At 54.0% G+C, this 14,844-nt stretch carries 14 protein-coding genes; 5 read left to right on the top strand and 9 right to left on the bottom strand.

All coding sequences use genetic code 11. The annotated features are described in order from the left end of the window. The first annotated feature begins 44 nt into the window (after window positions 1-44). Both L0666_RS14730 and L0666_RS14725 read left to right on the top strand, forming a co-directional pair. Window positions 45-926 (top strand): AEC family transporter, encoded by an 882-nt coding sequence (locus L0666_RS14730; RefSeq protein WP_235262133.1) that lies wholly within the window; start codon window positions 45-47, stop codon window positions 924-926. Window positions 927-1,007: 81 nt separating this feature from the next. Then, window positions 1,008-1,595, top strand: coding sequence for a transglycosylase SLT domain-containing protein (locus L0666_RS14725; RefSeq protein WP_235262132.1), 588 nt, complete (start codon window positions 1,008-1,010; stop codon window positions 1,593-1,595). 81 nt (window positions 1,596-1,676) lie between these two features. Here the strand turns inward: L0666_RS14725 and L0666_RS14720 are convergent, their stop codons facing one another. After that, window positions 1,677-2,264 (bottom strand): LolA family protein, encoded by a 588-nt coding sequence (locus L0666_RS14720; protein WP_418887992.1) that lies wholly within the window; start codon window positions 2,262-2,264, stop codon window positions 1,677-1,679. Between the two features lie 247 nt (window positions 2,265-2,511). Here L0666_RS14720 and L0666_RS14715 point away from each other — a divergent pair, with 247 nt between their 5' ends. Further along, complete coding sequence (locus L0666_RS14715) at window positions 2,512-3,741, top strand: Lcl C-terminal domain-containing protein (protein ID WP_235262130.1); 1,230 nt, start codon at window positions 2,512-2,514, stop codon at window positions 3,739-3,741. Between the two features lie 70 nt (window positions 3,742-3,811). Here the strand turns inward: L0666_RS14715 and L0666_RS14710 are convergent, their stop codons facing one another. From L0666_RS14710 to L0666_RS14700, 3 genes are all read right to left on the bottom strand, one after another. Beyond that, window positions 3,812-6,859, bottom strand: a complete 3,048-nt coding sequence (locus tag L0666_RS14710; protein ID WP_235262129.1) for a DNA translocase FtsK — start codon at window positions 6,857-6,859, stop codon at window positions 3,812-3,814. Window positions 6,860-6,871: 12 nt separating this feature from the next. After that, a complete protein-coding gene (locus L0666_RS14705; RefSeq protein WP_235262128.1) occupies window positions 6,872-8,074 on the bottom strand; it encodes an aminotransferase class I/II-fold pyridoxal phosphate-dependent enzyme in 1,203 nt (400 codons plus the stop codon). 84 nt (window positions 8,075-8,158) lie between these two features. Next, window positions 8,159-9,487, bottom strand: coding sequence for an amidase (locus L0666_RS14700; RefSeq protein WP_235262228.1), 1,329 nt, complete (start codon window positions 9,485-9,487; stop codon window positions 8,159-8,161). Window positions 9,488-9,565: 78 nt separating this feature from the next. Between L0666_RS14700 and L0666_RS14695 the strand changes: the two genes are divergently transcribed. After that, window positions 9,566-10,771 (top strand): UbiH/UbiF/VisC/COQ6 family ubiquinone biosynthesis hydroxylase, encoded by a 1,206-nt coding sequence (locus tag L0666_RS14695; RefSeq protein ID WP_235262127.1) that lies wholly within the window; start codon window positions 9,566-9,568, stop codon window positions 10,769-10,771. On the opposite strand, the gene L0666_RS14690 is transcribed toward L0666_RS14695, so the two are convergent. Genes L0666_RS14690 through trxA form a run of 3 tightly spaced genes read right to left on the bottom strand, consistent with a single transcriptional unit; the run spans window position 10,768 to window position 12,524 of the window. Further along, window positions 10,768-10,959 carry a Trm112 family protein gene (locus tag L0666_RS14690; RefSeq protein WP_235262126.1) on the bottom strand — a complete coding sequence of 64 codons (192 nt, stop codon included), beginning with the start codon at window positions 10,957-10,959 and terminating at the stop codon, window positions 10,768-10,770. The genes L0666_RS14695 and L0666_RS14690 overlap by 4 nt on opposite strands. Then, window positions 10,956-11,588 carry an LON peptidase substrate-binding domain-containing protein gene (locus L0666_RS14685; RefSeq protein WP_235262125.1) on the bottom strand — a complete coding sequence of 211 codons (633 nt, stop codon included), beginning with the start codon at window positions 11,586-11,588 and terminating at the stop codon, window positions 10,956-10,958. The genes L0666_RS14690 and L0666_RS14685 overlap by 4 nt, the downstream gene beginning before the upstream one ends. 27 nt (window positions 11,589-11,615) lie before the next feature. Continuing rightward, complete coding sequence (gene trxA / locus L0666_RS14680; protein WP_235262124.1) at window positions 11,616-12,524, bottom strand: thioredoxin; 909 nt, start codon at window positions 12,522-12,524, stop codon at window positions 11,616-11,618. A 101-nt stretch (window positions 12,525-12,625) separates the two neighbouring features. On the opposite strand from trxA, the gene L0666_RS14675 reads away from it, so the two are divergent. Beyond that, window positions 12,626-13,138: a DUF6653 family protein gene (locus L0666_RS14675; protein ID WP_235262123.1), complete on the top strand. Its 513-nt coding sequence runs from the start codon at window positions 12,626-12,628 to the stop codon at window positions 13,136-13,138. Here the strand turns inward: L0666_RS14675 and L0666_RS14670 are convergent. Together L0666_RS14670 and L0666_RS14665 are read right to left on the bottom strand one after the other, a co-directional pair. Next, on the bottom strand, window positions 13,135-13,923 hold the full coding sequence (locus L0666_RS14670; RefSeq protein ID WP_235262122.1) for an exodeoxyribonuclease III: 789 nt from the start codon (window positions 13,921-13,923) through the stop codon (window positions 13,135-13,137). The genes L0666_RS14675 and L0666_RS14670 overlap by 4 nt on opposite strands. Before the next feature lie 218 nt (window positions 13,924-14,141). Then, window positions 14,142-14,828 (bottom strand): response regulator transcription factor, encoded by a 687-nt coding sequence (locus L0666_RS14665; RefSeq protein ID WP_216035747.1) that lies wholly within the window; start codon window positions 14,826-14,828, stop codon window positions 14,142-14,144. Window positions 14,829-14,844 lie beyond the last annotated feature (16 nt).

The following is a 14,844-nucleotide window of genomic DNA, read 5'->3' as shown; positions in this document are numbered from 1 at the left end:
GCCCAGTGTCCATGCGGTCACGGAAAAAACTAAGGAAACAAACTGTGCAACTCACCCTAACCGTGTTGGAAATTGTCGCTCCTGTCTTCCTATTAGCGGCAGTCGGGTTTGGATGGGTCAAACTCGGATTCGAGTATCGCGTTGAATTTGTTACGCGATTCGCAATGACCCTTTCAGTGCCTTGCCTGATTTTCGTGGCTCTGATGCAGACCGAGATTGACGCAGCGGCACTTGGCGCGCTGTCCTTGGCCAGCTTGGTCGCTTATGCACTTGTGACTGTCGCGATGTGGGCCTTGGTAAAGGCAGGGCGTTTGGATCAACGGACGTTTCTTGCGCCGTTGATCTTTGGGAACACGGGCAACCTCGGCTTGCCATTGGCCCTGTTTGCTTTTGGAGACATCGGCCTTGGATATGCTGTCGTTGTATTCGCAGTAATGGCAATCGGCAGCTTCACCTTTGGGATATGGCTTGTGTCTGGCGGAGGGTCACCTGTTAAAGTCGTAAAAGAACCCATGGTTTTCGCCACGATCGCAGGTGCAGTTTTCTTGTGGCAGGGCTGGGAAACACCGGTTTTCCTAACCAATGCGCTGGATCTAATTGGCCAAATGGCCATACCGATGATGTTGATCACTCTCGGCGTCGCCGTTGCACGCCTTAAGCCTGGAAATTTCGGGTTGGCCGTGTTGCTGTCGGCGCTAAAGGCCGTTCTTTGTGTCGCTTGCGCAGTGGTGGCAGGGCTTTGGTTCGGGCTCGATAAGACGGCCCTGGCAGTCCTTGTGGTACAAATCGCGACCCCAGTGGCCGTCACATCCTACCTTTTGGCCGAAAAATACGGGGCAGATGCGGACAATGTTGCAGGACTCGTCGTTGTCTCAACACTTATGTCGGTGGTCACTTTACCGCTTATCCTCGCATTTGTGATCTAAAACTGCGTTGAAGGCTGTTTCCAGACGGCTCCTCATCCGCTAAACTGCCCCCAATAATATATAAAAATAAGCGAGAGGCAGATGAGCAATTTCTTTCGCGTGAGCCTATTACTGTTAATCTTGGGGAGCTGCGGCGCCCGGGACGGTGCTGCGCCGCGCAATCTGGATAACGCCTGTGCAATTCTAACGGAACGCCCGCATTATGTGCGTGCGTTTAAACAGGCTGAACGAAACTGGGGCGTGGAAACTCACGTGCTGATGGCAATGATCTATCAAGAGAGCAAGTTTATCTCTGACAACCGCCCACCCCACCAATACGCGCTGGGTGTCATACCGACGGGACGTCAATCTTCAGCGTTGGGTTATTCTCAGGCACTGGATGGCACTTGGGATGAATACGTCCGTGAACAAGGCAGCCGTGGGTCCAACCGGACAAACATCGCTGACGCGACCGACTTCATGGGTTGGTATATGTCACTTACGGTTCGTGAAAATGGAATCGCCCTGGATGACACCTACAACCAGTACCTCGCCTATCACGATGGTCGTACCGGTTGGCGCCGCGGCACGTATCGCAGCAAACCTTGGTTGGTACGGATCGCTGGCGAAGTTCGCGACCGCGCCGTCATGTATGATGCGCAGCTACGAACCTGCCGTCAGTTCCGCTAAACAACTTTTGCAACGAACAGAAAAGCGCGCCTTAATCGGGCGTGCTTTTTGTTTGGTACATGCTCCATTGGGCTGGGGGGGTTAATTCCCCCAGTTGCGCATCTCACGGTTGATGTTGAACAGGATGTCCGGCACTCGACCGTCTTTTGCCAAATCGCCTAGAATAACCGTTGTTTGCTGCCCCGTGTCATCTGTTACAATCCATTGGCGCAGTTCAACAGGGTCGGATGTAAACACCATCCGGATGTTGCCGTATTCCGGATGCGCTGGGTCTTGCGCCGTAACGGTGGTTGTCGTGCCGTCGCTGGTGTGACCTGTCACCATATCCGTGCGCGTCAGATCAATATTGCGTTCCAGAATGATCGACAGCGGCGTCTGGTTTAACGGATAGCGATCTGGCCCAGAATCGGACCGAGGATCAAAAATTGCCACTTGGCCGCCACCAGCCACAACCAAAGACTCTTCTGGTGGGTTGTATTCGAAGCGAACCCGCCCCGGACGTTTGATGTAGATCGTCCCAGTTGAAATCGTTCCGTCAGCATTGATCTGGGTGAACTCACCTTCAGCACTGACAAACGAATTCAGATAGGTCGAGACCTGCCCCAACGAAAGTTGCTGAGCCAAAGACGGGGAAGCTGCGAACCCTGCAAGCGCAAGGGGGACAGCCATCAGACAAAGTCGACGCGTAATTCTTTTCATAAACCTCTACCTAATCGTGGCAGCCACATTTTGCACCCGCCGTGTACCAAAAACATGGTTCCCATCTGAAAGTTAAGCGATATCGCGCCCATTGATATGAGATAGCAGACCAAATCTTGGAAACTTTCGCGAGCCTTGATCAAGGTCAACGTTCACCACTCCCCAACATGAGATGAAAGCGAGGAATAACCAGTTCCATTTCCCAAAAGGATATCCCATGAAACGCGCAGATTGGTTCTTAATGACAACTATGTTGGTTTCTCCCGCGGTGCTCTTTGCCGAAACCACTTACCGTATTCCAGATACCGGCCAGTCCGCCTGCTATTCCGATACAGGCCTGATTGCCTGTCCAACCACTGGCGCCGCCTTTTCTGGACAGGACGCCCAACATGATGGACCGCAAGCGAGCTATACAGATAATGGCGATGGTACCGTTACAGACAACGTAACCGGCCTTATGTGGGTGAAGACTCCTGATCTTGATGGAGACGGTGACATCGATGCCGCCGATAAACTGTCTTTTGAAGACGCTCTCACAGGTGCTGAAACGTTCAACCTTGCCGGATATGACGATTGGCGGTTGCCCACGATCACGGAAATGTACTCATTGATGAACTTCGATGGTGTTGATCCAAGTGGATACGAAAGCGACGATCCTTCCGGTTTGATCCCCTTTATCGATCGCAACGCATTCGATTTTGCATACGGCGATACAGAAGCAGGCGAACGGATTATTGATGCACAAATGGCGTCCGACACCGTCTATGTCTACGGCACCAATGCAACACAGGACGCGACCCTTTTTGGTGTGAACTTTGCCGATGGCAGGATCAAAGGGTACGGCCTTGAGCTACACGGTCAGGACAAGACGTTTTTCATTATGTATGTGCGTGGTGACACGGGTTACGGCGACAATGCCTTTGTCGATAACGGCGACGGCACTGTGAGTGATACCGCAACCGGCCTCATGTGGAGCCAAGCCGACAACAGTGATGCCATCACATGGGAAGCGGCATTGGCTTGGGCCGAAGCTCAAAACGAAGCCGAGTATCTGGGCTACGATAATTGGCGTCTACCAAACATCAAAGAGCTGCAGGATCTGGTAGATTACACGCGTTCACCTGATACTACGGACACACCCGCCATCGACCCCATTTTCGAAACTACGGAAATCACAAATGAGGCCGGTCAGGTCGATTATCCCTTCGTCTGGTCTTCAACCACCCATGTAAACTGGACGGACACACCAGGATCAGCGGGCGCTTACGTAAGCTTCGGTCGCGCAATGGGCTATTTCGATGATGTATGGACTGATGTGCATGGAGCAGGTGCACAGCGCTCGGACCCAAAAATCGGCGATCCTGCGGACTATCCCGAAGGCAACGGTCCACAAGGGGATGCTCAAAGGATCTATAATTATGTCCGATTGGTGCGTGACACAGGATAACTTCACCCAAGTCCACAAATAAGAAAGCGGGGCCAATGGCCCCGCTCTTTTAAATGGTATGTTCTTGTAATTACTGACGCTCTGGGATCAAAATCTCGCGTTTACCAACATGGTTGGCTGCGCTAACGACACCTTCGTCTTCCATCTGCTCCACTAGTTTCGCAGCTTTGTTATAGCCGATCGACAGTTTGCGTTGGATATAAGACGTCGAGCACTTGCGATCCTTCGCCACAATCGCCACGGCCGTATCATACAGTGCATCTTCACCGTCTGTATTGCCACCAAGACCAAGAACCTGATCAATGTTGCTTGCGCTTTCCTCAGCAGGTCCTTCAACCACGCCGCTCATGTATTCCGGCGGGCCATAAGCCTTGAGATAGTTCACGATCTCTTCGACTTCTTCGTCACTACAGAACGGTCCGTGGACACGGGTAATCTTGGATCCACCCGCCATATAAAGCATGTCACCCATACCAAGCAGTTGTTCAGCACCCATCTCACCAAGAATGGTGCGGCTATCGATCTTTGACGTCACTTGGAACGAAATCCGTGTCGGGAAGTTCGCCTTGATCGTACCGGTGATAACATCAACCGATGGACGCTGTGTCGCCATGATCAAGTGGATACCCGACGCACGTGCCATCTGCGCAAGGCGCTGAATACAGGCTTCGATTTCTTTGCCAGCGACCATCATCAAGTCGGCCATCTCGTCTACGATAACGACGATATAAGGTAGAATTTCCGGTGTGAATTCATCGGTCTCAAACACCGGTTCGCCCGTATCATCATCAAATCCCGTCTGAACGGTGCGGCTAAACTGCTCGCCCTTTGCTAGCGCATCTTTTACGCGACCATTGTATCCGTCGATATTCCGCACGCCCATCTTGGACATCTTGCGGTAGCGTTCTTCCATTTCGCCCACGACCCACTTCAGGGCCACAACAGCCTTTTTCGGGTCGGTCACAACAGGCGACAAAAGGTGCGGAATGCCGTCATAAACAGAAAGTTCCAGCATCTTCGGATCAATCATGATCATCCGGCATTCTTCCGGCGACAGCTTATAAAGCAACGACAAGATCATCGTGTTGATCGCCACGGACTTACCAGACCCAGTCGTACCGGCGATTAGCAAGTGAGGCATCTTGGCAAGGTTGGCGATAATCGGTTCGCCACCGATATCTTTACCCAACGCCAACGGCAGTTTCATACTGCTATCGCCGAAATCACGGGCACTCAGCATTTCGCGCAGTACAACCATTTCACGGTTCTCGTTCGGAAGTTCGATACCGATCACAGACCGGCCTGGCACTGTGGACACACGGGCCGACAGCGCCGACATGGAACGTGCGATGTCATCGGACAGACCGATCACACGGGACGCTTTCAAACCTGGGGCAGGCTCAAGCTCATACATCGTCACAACAGGCCCCGGGCGTACCGAAACGATATCCCCTTTAACACCGTAGTCATCGAGAACATTTTCCAGCATGCGCGCATTTTCTTCGAGCGCTTCGTCGCTCAAGACATGACGCGTGATCGCCTCCGGTGAGGCCAAAAGACCAAGCGGCGGCATTTCATACGCAGGTCTTTTGTTATCGTCGAACTTCAACGCAGGCTGCGCTTCGGCTTTGGCTTGACGAGAGGGCTGAACGGGTTTGCGCGGAGGATGTTGGACAACGGCCTTGGCTTCTGGAACAGGCACGGCGGCCGGGGTAAACGTTGCCGCAGGTGTCTCAATCGGGGCGATGTCCGCAGCGATATATTCCATGGACGGCTCGACGTATTCTTCAACGAACTCAGCCATAGGTGCATCAGCGATGGGCGCTTGTTCTTCTACAGCGGCCTGCTGTTCTGTGTTCAGAACCAGCGGACGCGGCCCAGTTGGCTTTGCAACAGGCGGCTCAACGCGCGCTGCATGTGCTTCCGCGAGAGGTTCCATACGGCTTGCGATCGCTGCAGTAATTGCTGGGTTCACACCCGGTTTCGTCGCGATCTGCACTTCTTGAGGCTGACCGGACCGGCTGCGCACAGCAGATGCGATACGCGCACTGATGCGGTCGTTGTCGCCCACTGGCAAATCGTGATCGACGCTTGGCTCTTCAATCAGTTCGGGTTCCGGCATCGGTTCATTGCGTTTCAACAAGGACGCGAACAAACCGGATTTTTGTTCCGGCTCAGCGGCGCGTACAGGTGCGGCCAATGGCGCGGCGGCAACATTATCCCGCGTCGCAGGCGCCGTGTAAGCGACGTCCGATTCAATCGGATCAAAGTCCTCATAACGGGTCGGCATTGCAGGGTTCGCACGCACGACAGCGGCCACACGAGCGGTCTCTTCGGCGTGGTTTGGAGCAGGCACAGCACGAGCAGCAGCCAGCTCGGCCTCATACTCGGCTTTTTCCTGGCGCGATACTTCGCGGCGTTCCTGTACACGGCTGCCAAAGGCTTGTGCACCTTTATAAGATGCCGACGCTGTTTGGCCGAGCAACTTAAGCACGCCAGAATAGGCGACGATCAAACCAACCAAAAGGAAACGGCCCAGCTTGCGAAGTTCAAACATCGTGAAGCCCAGCGCGAATGCCATCAGCGCAATCACCCCCAAGCCCATGACCAACGACATCAGTTTCACAGCAAACGTTGTTCCGAACGGAAGGATTGTTAACAAAATCGACAGAACCATGTCGCCAAAGTGCCCGCCAAGCCCAAAGCTCTCGTCCCAACCGGCGCCAGTATTCAACGTCGCCGCATAAATCGCGGTAACCGCAATCGCGATCGGCGCAAAAATCATCCGCCCAATCGCGCGTTCTTGGCCGTAATGCATTGTGAATCGTAGACCCCATGCCATCAGCACGATCGGCAACATCCAAGACGCGTAACCCACAATCATAAACAAGGCCGCAGCAAAAGAGGCACCGGGACGGCCCAACCAGTTTTGCACTGGTGCATCCGTAGCCGACATAAAGTTCGGATCGTCCGCCGCATAAGACCACAACATCATGGCGACCATCAGGCCAGCAACAAAGAGACCAATACCGACCAGTTCGCGTCCGCGTTTTTCAATTGCCGCTTGCGTGGTGCTGTCGAGGAGCGGGTCGCGTTGCCGAGATTGATAAGATGCCATGTGCCTGTTTCCTCACGTATACAAACAGTCGCGGATCAGGGTCAGACCACGCTGTGTTTCTTTTCTTGGGGCGACCAAAGCCACCCGTATATATTCCGCGCCAGGATCCCCTGCCGGATCCGGACGACTCAGGTAAGCGCCGGGCAAAACCCGAACGCCGGTCGTTTGCCACAACTTCAATGCAGCGGCTTCGCCATTTTCCACGGCAAGCCAAAGGAAAAATCCAGCTTCGGGTGACGTGTAGCTGTTCACCTTTGCAAAGATTTCATCCGCGTCGTTGAATTTCGCCTGATACAAGGCTCGGTTTTCGATGACGTGCTCTTCGTCAGACCAAACAGCCTCGGATACCCGTTGAATGGGCATCGGCAATGGCGCACCTGCGTAGCCGCGCAATTGACGGATCTCCGCCATGTTCTTGGGCCCACTCACCACAAAGCCGGATCGCAGACCTGGTAGGTTGGATCGTTTGCTAAGCGAATGGAACGCAACGATGCGTTCAGGGTCACAACCTGTGTCTGCTGCAGCCTCAAGCACACCCATCGGGGGTGTATCTCGGTAAATTTCTGAATAGCATTCGTCCGCGAAGATCATGAAATCATGCTTCTCTGCGAGAGTAATTAACTGTGTCCAATATTCCCGCGTCGCAACGGCGCCCTGCGGGTTCGCGGGGCTACAAATGTAAGCTACCGTTGTGCGGTCTAACACCTCGGTGTCGAGCGATGCGTAATCAGGCAAGTGACCTGTCGCCGCAGTTGCCGGTACAAAAACGGGTTCGGCATTCACGGACAAAGCAGCAATCGCGTAGACCTGATAAAACGGATTAGGCATCAGCACAGCCGGTTTCTTACCGTTCTTGGATTCCGGCGAAAGCGCCATCATAGCGTTGTACAAACCTTCACGCGTGCCGTTCAAAGCCATCACACGATCAGGTGTTACGTCCACCGAATAACGCCGCGTGATCCAGCCACAAATTGCCGCCAAAAGTTCTGGAGCGCCTTCATTCTTTGGGTATTTCCCAAATTCGCCAATGGTCTTGGCCATGATATCGGCCACAAAAGACGGGAACGGATGCTGAGGTTCGCCAATCGTCATGTTTATCGGGTCGCCGCCCGCTTCATGGACGTCGAGTAAGGCGCGCAAGCGCGGCCACGCATAGGCCGGTAGGTTCGAAAACCGCTCGGGGTACGTCATTACTGCCTCAATTCGCGACCTCATTGGCGGGTCGCTTTTGACCAAATTAGCCTGAGCAATAGACCAGTGTCCAGAAAAAGGACGCGATTGCGGGAACTTGTGTGGCTTTTAGGCCAGCGCTGCTTCGACAGCTTTGCCAATCCGCAACAAAGCTTCCTCTGATCCGGGGCGGCCGTTCAACATTACGCCAACAGAAGGCACGCCCGTCGGCAACGTAATAGATGTAAGTCCCATTAAATTTGCGACCCGAGTATTCCGAAGGGCCAATAGATTTTCACTGAGGTAATAGCCTTCGTCCGTCAGCAAGCGATCTGCATTGGGCGGCATAATCGGCGATCCAGGGATGATTACTGCATCAAAAGACGCTGTCGCTTTGGAATAGGCCTGTCGAATACCTTCTAATTCCTGCCAAAGCGCAATGTAGTCATGCGCCGCCACATCTTTGCCCGGCATAACGCGGTTCAAAATTTGCCAATACATTTTCTCTGGGTTGGGTTCGATCAAGTCGCGCCAATTCGCATAGGCCTCGGCTGTGAAAAGCGGGCCAGACATTTCAAATGCACGATCCAATTCTGGCACTTCAATGGGCACGATTTCCGCCCCCGCAGCTTTCAGTTTTTCGAGGGCCAGAGCGTAACCCTGAGCAGGCACATCGCGCATTTCTGCGATCACAACGTTTTGCAGCGCCGCAAAACGCTTGCCCTTTAACGACGCGCCACCCAAATCAGCCGATTTCGTGCCCTCAAGTGCGGCCAGCATCAGGCCCGCGTCTTCGACGGATCGGCACAACGGACCAACGGTATCAAACCCGTGACACAATGCGACAGAACCTTCGACAGACACCCGCCCATGGGTCGTCTTCAGTCCAACAAGATCGTTCCACATTGACGGGATACGGACGGACCCACCTGTATCTGACCCAACAGCCGCCGCCGCCAAACCAAACGCAACGCTTGCGCCCGCTCCAGAAGACGACCCTCCGGGCACTGCGTCGGCATCATTCACACAAGGCGGTGTGGCCGTAATCGGGTTTAGCCCCAAGCCACTAAAGGCAATTTCCGTCATGTGGGTTTTGCCAAGGCAAACAAGGCCCATGCCCGTCGCAACGCGAAGGACCTCGGCATCTTTTTCAGGAACACGCCCTTCCATCAACGCGGTTCCAGCTTCCGTCGCAACGCCTGCAGTATCAAACAAATCTTTCCAGCTAACTGGAACACCATCCAAGGGTGACAGTCGCTGTTTAGCCTTGGCACGATCAGATGCCGCTTTTGCCTCAGAACGGGCCCGATCGTGGGTGACACGGGCATAGATGCGGTCGCGTAGTGGATGGGCGTCAATCGCCGTTAGATATGTCTCACACAGATCTACCGGGTCAATCTCACCCGCACCAATTCCGCGCCCCAAATCTGCAGCTGTCGCCCATAACCAATCTTGCATCGTTGCCTCCGTGTTTGAAACGACGGTAGCGACCATCCCACGCATGGACAATCCCGCACGAGCACGCATAGTGCGCCCATGAATAGAAACACAGATATCATTATCGTTGGTGGTGGTCTAAACGGCCCGATCCTCGCGTTGGCGCTGGCCCAAATCGGCTTGCATTGCACCGTGATTGACACGTTGCCAACACAAGAACGCGCCTTGTCCGATTTTGACGGGCGATCATACGCGTTAGCGTTGGCATCCATGCGTCTGCTTCGTGCCATTGGGCTTTGGGACGGGTTGAAAGAACATGCTCAACCGATGCTTGAAATCAAGGTCACAGATGGAACTGCGGGCAACGGCCCTGCCCCGTGGATGATGCATTTCGACCACGCCGAGATCGAAGAAGGCCCCATGGGCTACATGTGCGAAGATCGCTATCTGCGACAAACAATACTGGCCGCTATGGACGCCGAGGACCGCATCACGCAAATTTCCGGCGATACCGTTATCGCGCAGTCTGGTGGCACGGTCACGCTGGCGTCTGGCGATGAGGTCACTGGCAAACTGATCGTCGGGGCTGACGGACGCAAAAGTGGCACCGCGGAACGGGCCGGCATCAAACGCGATGGATGGGATTATGGGCAAACGGCAATCGTTTGTGCCGTTGGTCATGACAAACCGCATAGTGGGATCGCACATCAGTTCTTCATGCCAAACGGGCCTTTGGCAATTCTTCCGTTGACGGGAAACCGCTGTTCGATCGTTTGGTCAGAAACCCATGCCCGTGCTGCTGAGATCATGGCCCTAGATGACGATGAATTCCTAAGTGCATTGCGCCCGGCGTTCGGCAGCTTTCTTGGTGAAATCTCGGTGATTGGCAAGCGGTTTAGCTACCCGTTGAACCTGACTCTGGCCAAACGGTTCATCGCAGATCGTATCGCTCTTATTGGGGATGCAGCGCACGGCGTTCACCCGATCGCGGGCCAAGGACTGAACGCTGGCCTGCGCGATGTTGCTGTTTTGGTCGATGTCTTGCGAGACGGTAAAATGCGCGGCGAAGACATTGGCAGCCCAGCTGTCCTTGCACGCTATGAGCAATGGCGGCGTTTCGACACAACCACACTTGCAGCCGCCACAGACACCTTCAACAAGTTGTTTTCAAACGATAACCCGTTGCTCAGGGCAGCGCGCGATATTGGCATGGGGATCGTCAACTCGTCCCCAAACTTACGCCGCCGCTTTATCCGAGAGGCCGCAGGCCTAACTGGTGACTTGCCGAGCCTTATGAAGGGCTAATCCTTTTCGATTACGCGCGCTTCGTCGATCAACAGCACGGGAATCCCAGCGCGTATCGGATAGGCCAAATTTGCCGATTTACTTATCAACTCGTCGGTCTCAGCGTCATAAGACAATCGACCTTGGCTTTGCGGGCAAATCAACGCTTCCAACATCTTTGGATTAAAAGTTTTTTCAGTGTCATTCATTGCATAAACGTCCCGTCGTTTTCGCCACTGCGCAGCGCATACTCCATTAACATAACCAGCGTTTCCCGCCGTGCGATCAATGTCGGAGACTCCAACAAAGCTTGTTTTTCTTCCGGCTCAAACGGGCAAAGCATCGAAAGCGAATTGATCAACAGTTCCGGCCGCGCTTCTTTGAGACTGTCCCAATCGGTACTGAGCCCGCGGCTCTCAAAGAATCGCTCCAAGATTGCCATCAAACCATCGCGGTCCAATCCAGCATCGTTCTCTTCGGCACCCAAATCAGCGTCAAACCCGGCCCAATCGACATTTGCACGACGATAAGGCGCAAAGCCTTCGACCTCTTCGCGGATCCGGAACCGCGACACCCCCGAAAGCGTGATCATGTAGCGGCCATCTTCAGTTTCCGTCATCGACGTCACACGACCGACACACCCAATCGCATGCAATCGGTCTTCGCCATTGGGCTGCACCATACCAATCAAACGACCATCCGTCTTGATCGCATCATCCAGCATCGCCAGATAGCGCGGCTCAAAGAGCTGTAGCGGCAACTGCGCACGCGGCAACAGCAACGCTCCCGGCAAAGGAAAGATCGGAATTACATCTGGTAGGTCAGGGTGCTTTTTCATTCCCTCAAACCTAAGCCAAACCCGCGCTTAGGCAAATATCAAAGACGATAGTTTTCTGCGCCCGTCCAAAACAACCGGATCATTTGGCTTTAACGCATCAAAAACCGTGAACAATTGCGTCTTTGCGGCGCCGTCATTCCAGTCGCGATCACGACGGAACAGGTCCAGCAACTGATTTACAGCGCCTTCACTATCCCCTGACGCATGCAGCGCCACCGCAAGATCAAACCGCGCTTGGTGATCGTTTTCATCCGCCTCGACAGCCGCCGTCAACTCGGCAACTGGCCCCGCATCTGCTGCTTGTTTGGCCAGTTCAACAGCCGCACGAGCGGTCTCAAGTTCAGGTGCATCGGAGATTTCTGCAGGTGCGCCGTTCAACACGGCCTCAGCTTCCTCGACTTGCTCCAGCGCCAAATGGCTGCGAATCAAACCACCAAAAGCCGCAGCATTGGCGTTGTCTTCTTCGAGGATCGCCGCGAATGTTTCAGCAGCATCACCTGCTTCGCCATCGGTCAACATGGTCTCTGCGGCCTCGATTGCATCGGCCAATCCATTGTCAGGCTCACCCGCAAGATCGGCAATCTTTGTTACAAAGGCATCCACCTCACTCGGAGGAAGCGCGCCTTGAAATCCGTCAACCGGTTGACCGTTGAAGAATGCATAAACCGTGGGCAAGGACTGGATCTGCAACTGGCCCGCGATACCAGGGTTCTGGTCGACATCAACTTTGACCATTTTGACACGACCACCGGCCTTTTTGACGGCTTCTTCCAAGATCGGACCAAGCGTTTTGCAAGGCCCGCACCACGCCGCCCAAAAGTCGACGATGACGGGGACCTCTTTGGACACCTCAACAACGTCCTGCATAAAGGTTGCGTCACCGCTATCTTTTATCAAATCGTTTGCCTCTGCAGGCTGTCCACCAAGTTCAAGCATCGTCATCTCCGAAATACCGCGTCTAATCTGACGCCTATATGGGCAAGACTGCCCCGAAGTCCAAGGGTTGTCTTGCCACAGGCCCTCTGCAACGATCTGATATGGATATTTTCAAAGCTGCCGAACGTCTGATGAAGATGGATGAAACGACTTGGGCGCGTCATGCCGGACCATGGTCAATTTACACACGGATCGCGACAGGGCCGATCATATTCATGGTCTTGTGGTTTCGCCTGTATTTTGGCTGGTGGACGTTGGCATTGCTGGCCGCCTTCGCTGTATTTATCTGGGCCAACCCGCGCCTTTTCCCAGGGCCCAAAAATCCTGCTTGGTGGGGCGCAAAAGTGACCTACGGAGAACGGGTCTTTTTAAATAGAAAGGCGATTCCTGTGCCAGATCATCACCTGCACTGGGCCAAAGGTCTCACAGCGATTTCCGTGATTGGCATTGGCCCACTGACCTACGGGCTTTGGGTATTTGATCTAGGCTGGACAACCGCAGGCGCTCTGCTCGTTGTTGGCGGTAAACTCTGGTTCTGCGACCGGATGGTGTGGCTCTATAATGATATGCGCGCAGCTGACCCAACCTACTTCAGCTGGGCCGTCAAGGACTAGAGATCAAACGTTGCAAAAACCGGTGCGTGGTCGCTTGGTTGTTCCCACCCGCGCACAGCCCGAACGACTCGGCTCGAATGGGCCGCACTGGCAATATCAGGTGTTGCCCAAACGTGATCCAAGCGGCGGCCCTTGTCAGCCTCATCCCAGTCGCGTGCGCGATAGCTCCACCAACTGTACAGCTTGCCGTCCGGAATATCGGCGCGAGTCACATCAACCCAATTGCTTGCGCCTTGTACGTCAGCCAAGGCTTCGACCTCGACAGGAGTATGACTAACGACCTTGAGCAGCTTTTTGTGGTCCCAAACGTCATCCTCGCGTGGGGCGATGTTCAAATCTCCGACAAGGATCGATTTCTCGGGCGCGTTGGCATGAAAATAGTCCCGCATCTCGGTCAGGTAATCGAGCTTTTGGCCGAATTTTTCATTAATCTCGCGGTCAGGTTTGTCACCACCAGCAGGCACATAAAAATTATGGACCGTAACGCCATTTTCGAGCCGTCCCGCAATGTGGCGAGCATGACCGAGCGACGCGAAGTCCTCGGCCCCGGCCTCCTCAATCGGCATCTTTGAAAAGATCGCGACGCCATTATAACCCTTTTGACCACGCGCAACCATGTGGTGATAGCCTAGCGCTTGAAATTGCTCGAGCGGAATCTTTTCGACAGGGCTCTTACACTCTTGCAAACACAGCACATCAGGGGCCTCATCAGACATCAATCGGGCAACTAGGCCCTCGCGCAAACGCACAGAGTTGATATTCCAAGTGGCAAGGGTAAATGACATGGGAGTGCTCCTGATTTTGCGCGACCCTAGCCCAGTTCATCCCTGCTTTGCCAGCCAGCCCACCATTCATCTTGCTATAAATCCCTCGAGAGGTTTGAAGGCTGGCCGCTCAGTCGATCGGGTTAGCGCGGTAAAGCCGAAACAAAAAAAGCCCCGACCAATAAGGCCGGGGCAAGTCCAACAGGGAGGTGGTGATGTAACCCCATCACCAAGGGAACTTATGCAACCAGTCGGTAACCGCCGCTTTCTGTAACAAGCAGACGCGCGTTGCTGGGATCGGGTTCGATCTTCTGGCGCAAGCGATAGATGTGGGTTTCCAAAGTATGCGTCGTGACGCCCGCATTGTAGCCCCAGACTTCATGTAACAGCACATCGCGAGCAACGACCCCTTCGGTGGCGCGGTAAAGAAACTTGAGGATATTTGTTTCCTTTTCCGTCAGGCGAATCTTCTTTTCGTCCTCAGTCACCAACAATTTCTGAGCTGGCTGGAACGTATATGGCCCCAGCGTGAACACTGCGTCTTCGGATTGCTCATGCGTGCGCAACTGTGCGCGAATACGCGCCAAAAGCACAGGAAACTTGAACGGCTTTGTGACGTAGTCGTTGGCCCCAGCATCAAGCCCAAGGATCGTGTCGCTATCGCCATCATGTCCAGTCAACATCACAATCGGGCATTTCACGCCTTGTTTGCGCATCAGGCGACACAGCTCGCGGCCGTCAGTATCAGGAAGCCCGACATCCAGTATAACAAGATCATAAAGACCTTCTTTTGATTTCGTCATAGCCTCCGCGCCGTTGCCGGCTTCAAAAACATCGAAATCTTCGGTCATCAACAATTGTTCACCCAGCGCTTCGCGCAGGTCTTCGTCATCATCGACGAGTAGAATTCTCTTAAGCTGTGCCATTACTGGTATCTCCTTC

It is taken from the genome of Octadecabacter algicola, assembly GCF_021532625.1.
Taxonomy (GTDB): domain Bacteria; phylum Pseudomonadota; class Alphaproteobacteria; order Rhodobacterales; family Rhodobacteraceae; genus Octadecabacter; species Octadecabacter algicola.
Note: the sequence above shows the minus strand (reverse complement) of the source record. Positions and strands in the feature narration are given on the sequence as shown.

Coding starts and splice junctions, on each gene's coding strand:
- L0666_RS14725 (WP_235262132.1), top strand. CDS start 1,008: ATGAGCAATTTCTTTCGCGTGAGCCTATTACTGTTAATCTTGGGGAGC.
- L0666_RS14720 (WP_418887992.1), bottom strand. CDS start 2,264: ATGGCTGTCCCCCTTGCGCTTGCAGGGTTCGCAGCTTCCCCGTCTTTG.
- L0666_RS14715 (WP_235262130.1), top strand. CDS start 2,512: ATGAAACGCGCAGATTGGTTCTTAATGACAACTATGTTGGTTTCTCCC.
- L0666_RS14710 (WP_235262129.1), bottom strand. CDS start 6,859: ATGGCATCTTATCAATCTCGGCAACGCGACCCGCTCCTCGACAGCACC.
- L0666_RS14705 (WP_235262128.1), bottom strand. CDS start 8,074: ATGAGGTCGCGAATTGAGGCAGTAATGACGTACCCCGAGCGGTTTTCG.
- L0666_RS14700 (WP_235262228.1), bottom strand. CDS start 9,487: ATGCAAGATTGGTTATGGGCGACAGCTGCAGATTTGGGGCGCGGAATT.
- L0666_RS14695 (WP_235262127.1), top strand. CDS start 9,566: ATGAATAGAAACACAGATATCATTATCGTTGGTGGTGGTCTAAACGGC.
- L0666_RS14690 (WP_235262126.1), bottom strand. CDS start 10,959: ATGAATGACACTGAAAAAACTTTTAATCCAAAGATGTTGGAAGCGTTG.
- L0666_RS14685 (WP_235262125.1), bottom strand. CDS start 11,588: ATGAAAAAGCACCCTGACCTACCAGATGTAATTCCGATCTTTCCTTTG.
- trxA (WP_235262124.1), bottom strand. CDS start 12,524: ATGCTTGAACTTGGTGGACAGCCTGCAGAGGCAAACGATTTGATAAAA.
- L0666_RS14675 (WP_235262123.1), top strand. CDS start 12,626: ATGGATATTTTCAAAGCTGCCGAACGTCTGATGAAGATGGATGAAACG.
- L0666_RS14670 (WP_235262122.1), bottom strand. CDS start 13,923: ATGTCATTTACCCTTGCCACTTGGAATATCAACTCTGTGCGTTTGCGC.
- L0666_RS14665 (WP_216035747.1), bottom strand. CDS start 14,828: ATGGCACAGCTTAAGAGAATTCTACTCGTCGATGATGACGAAGACCTG.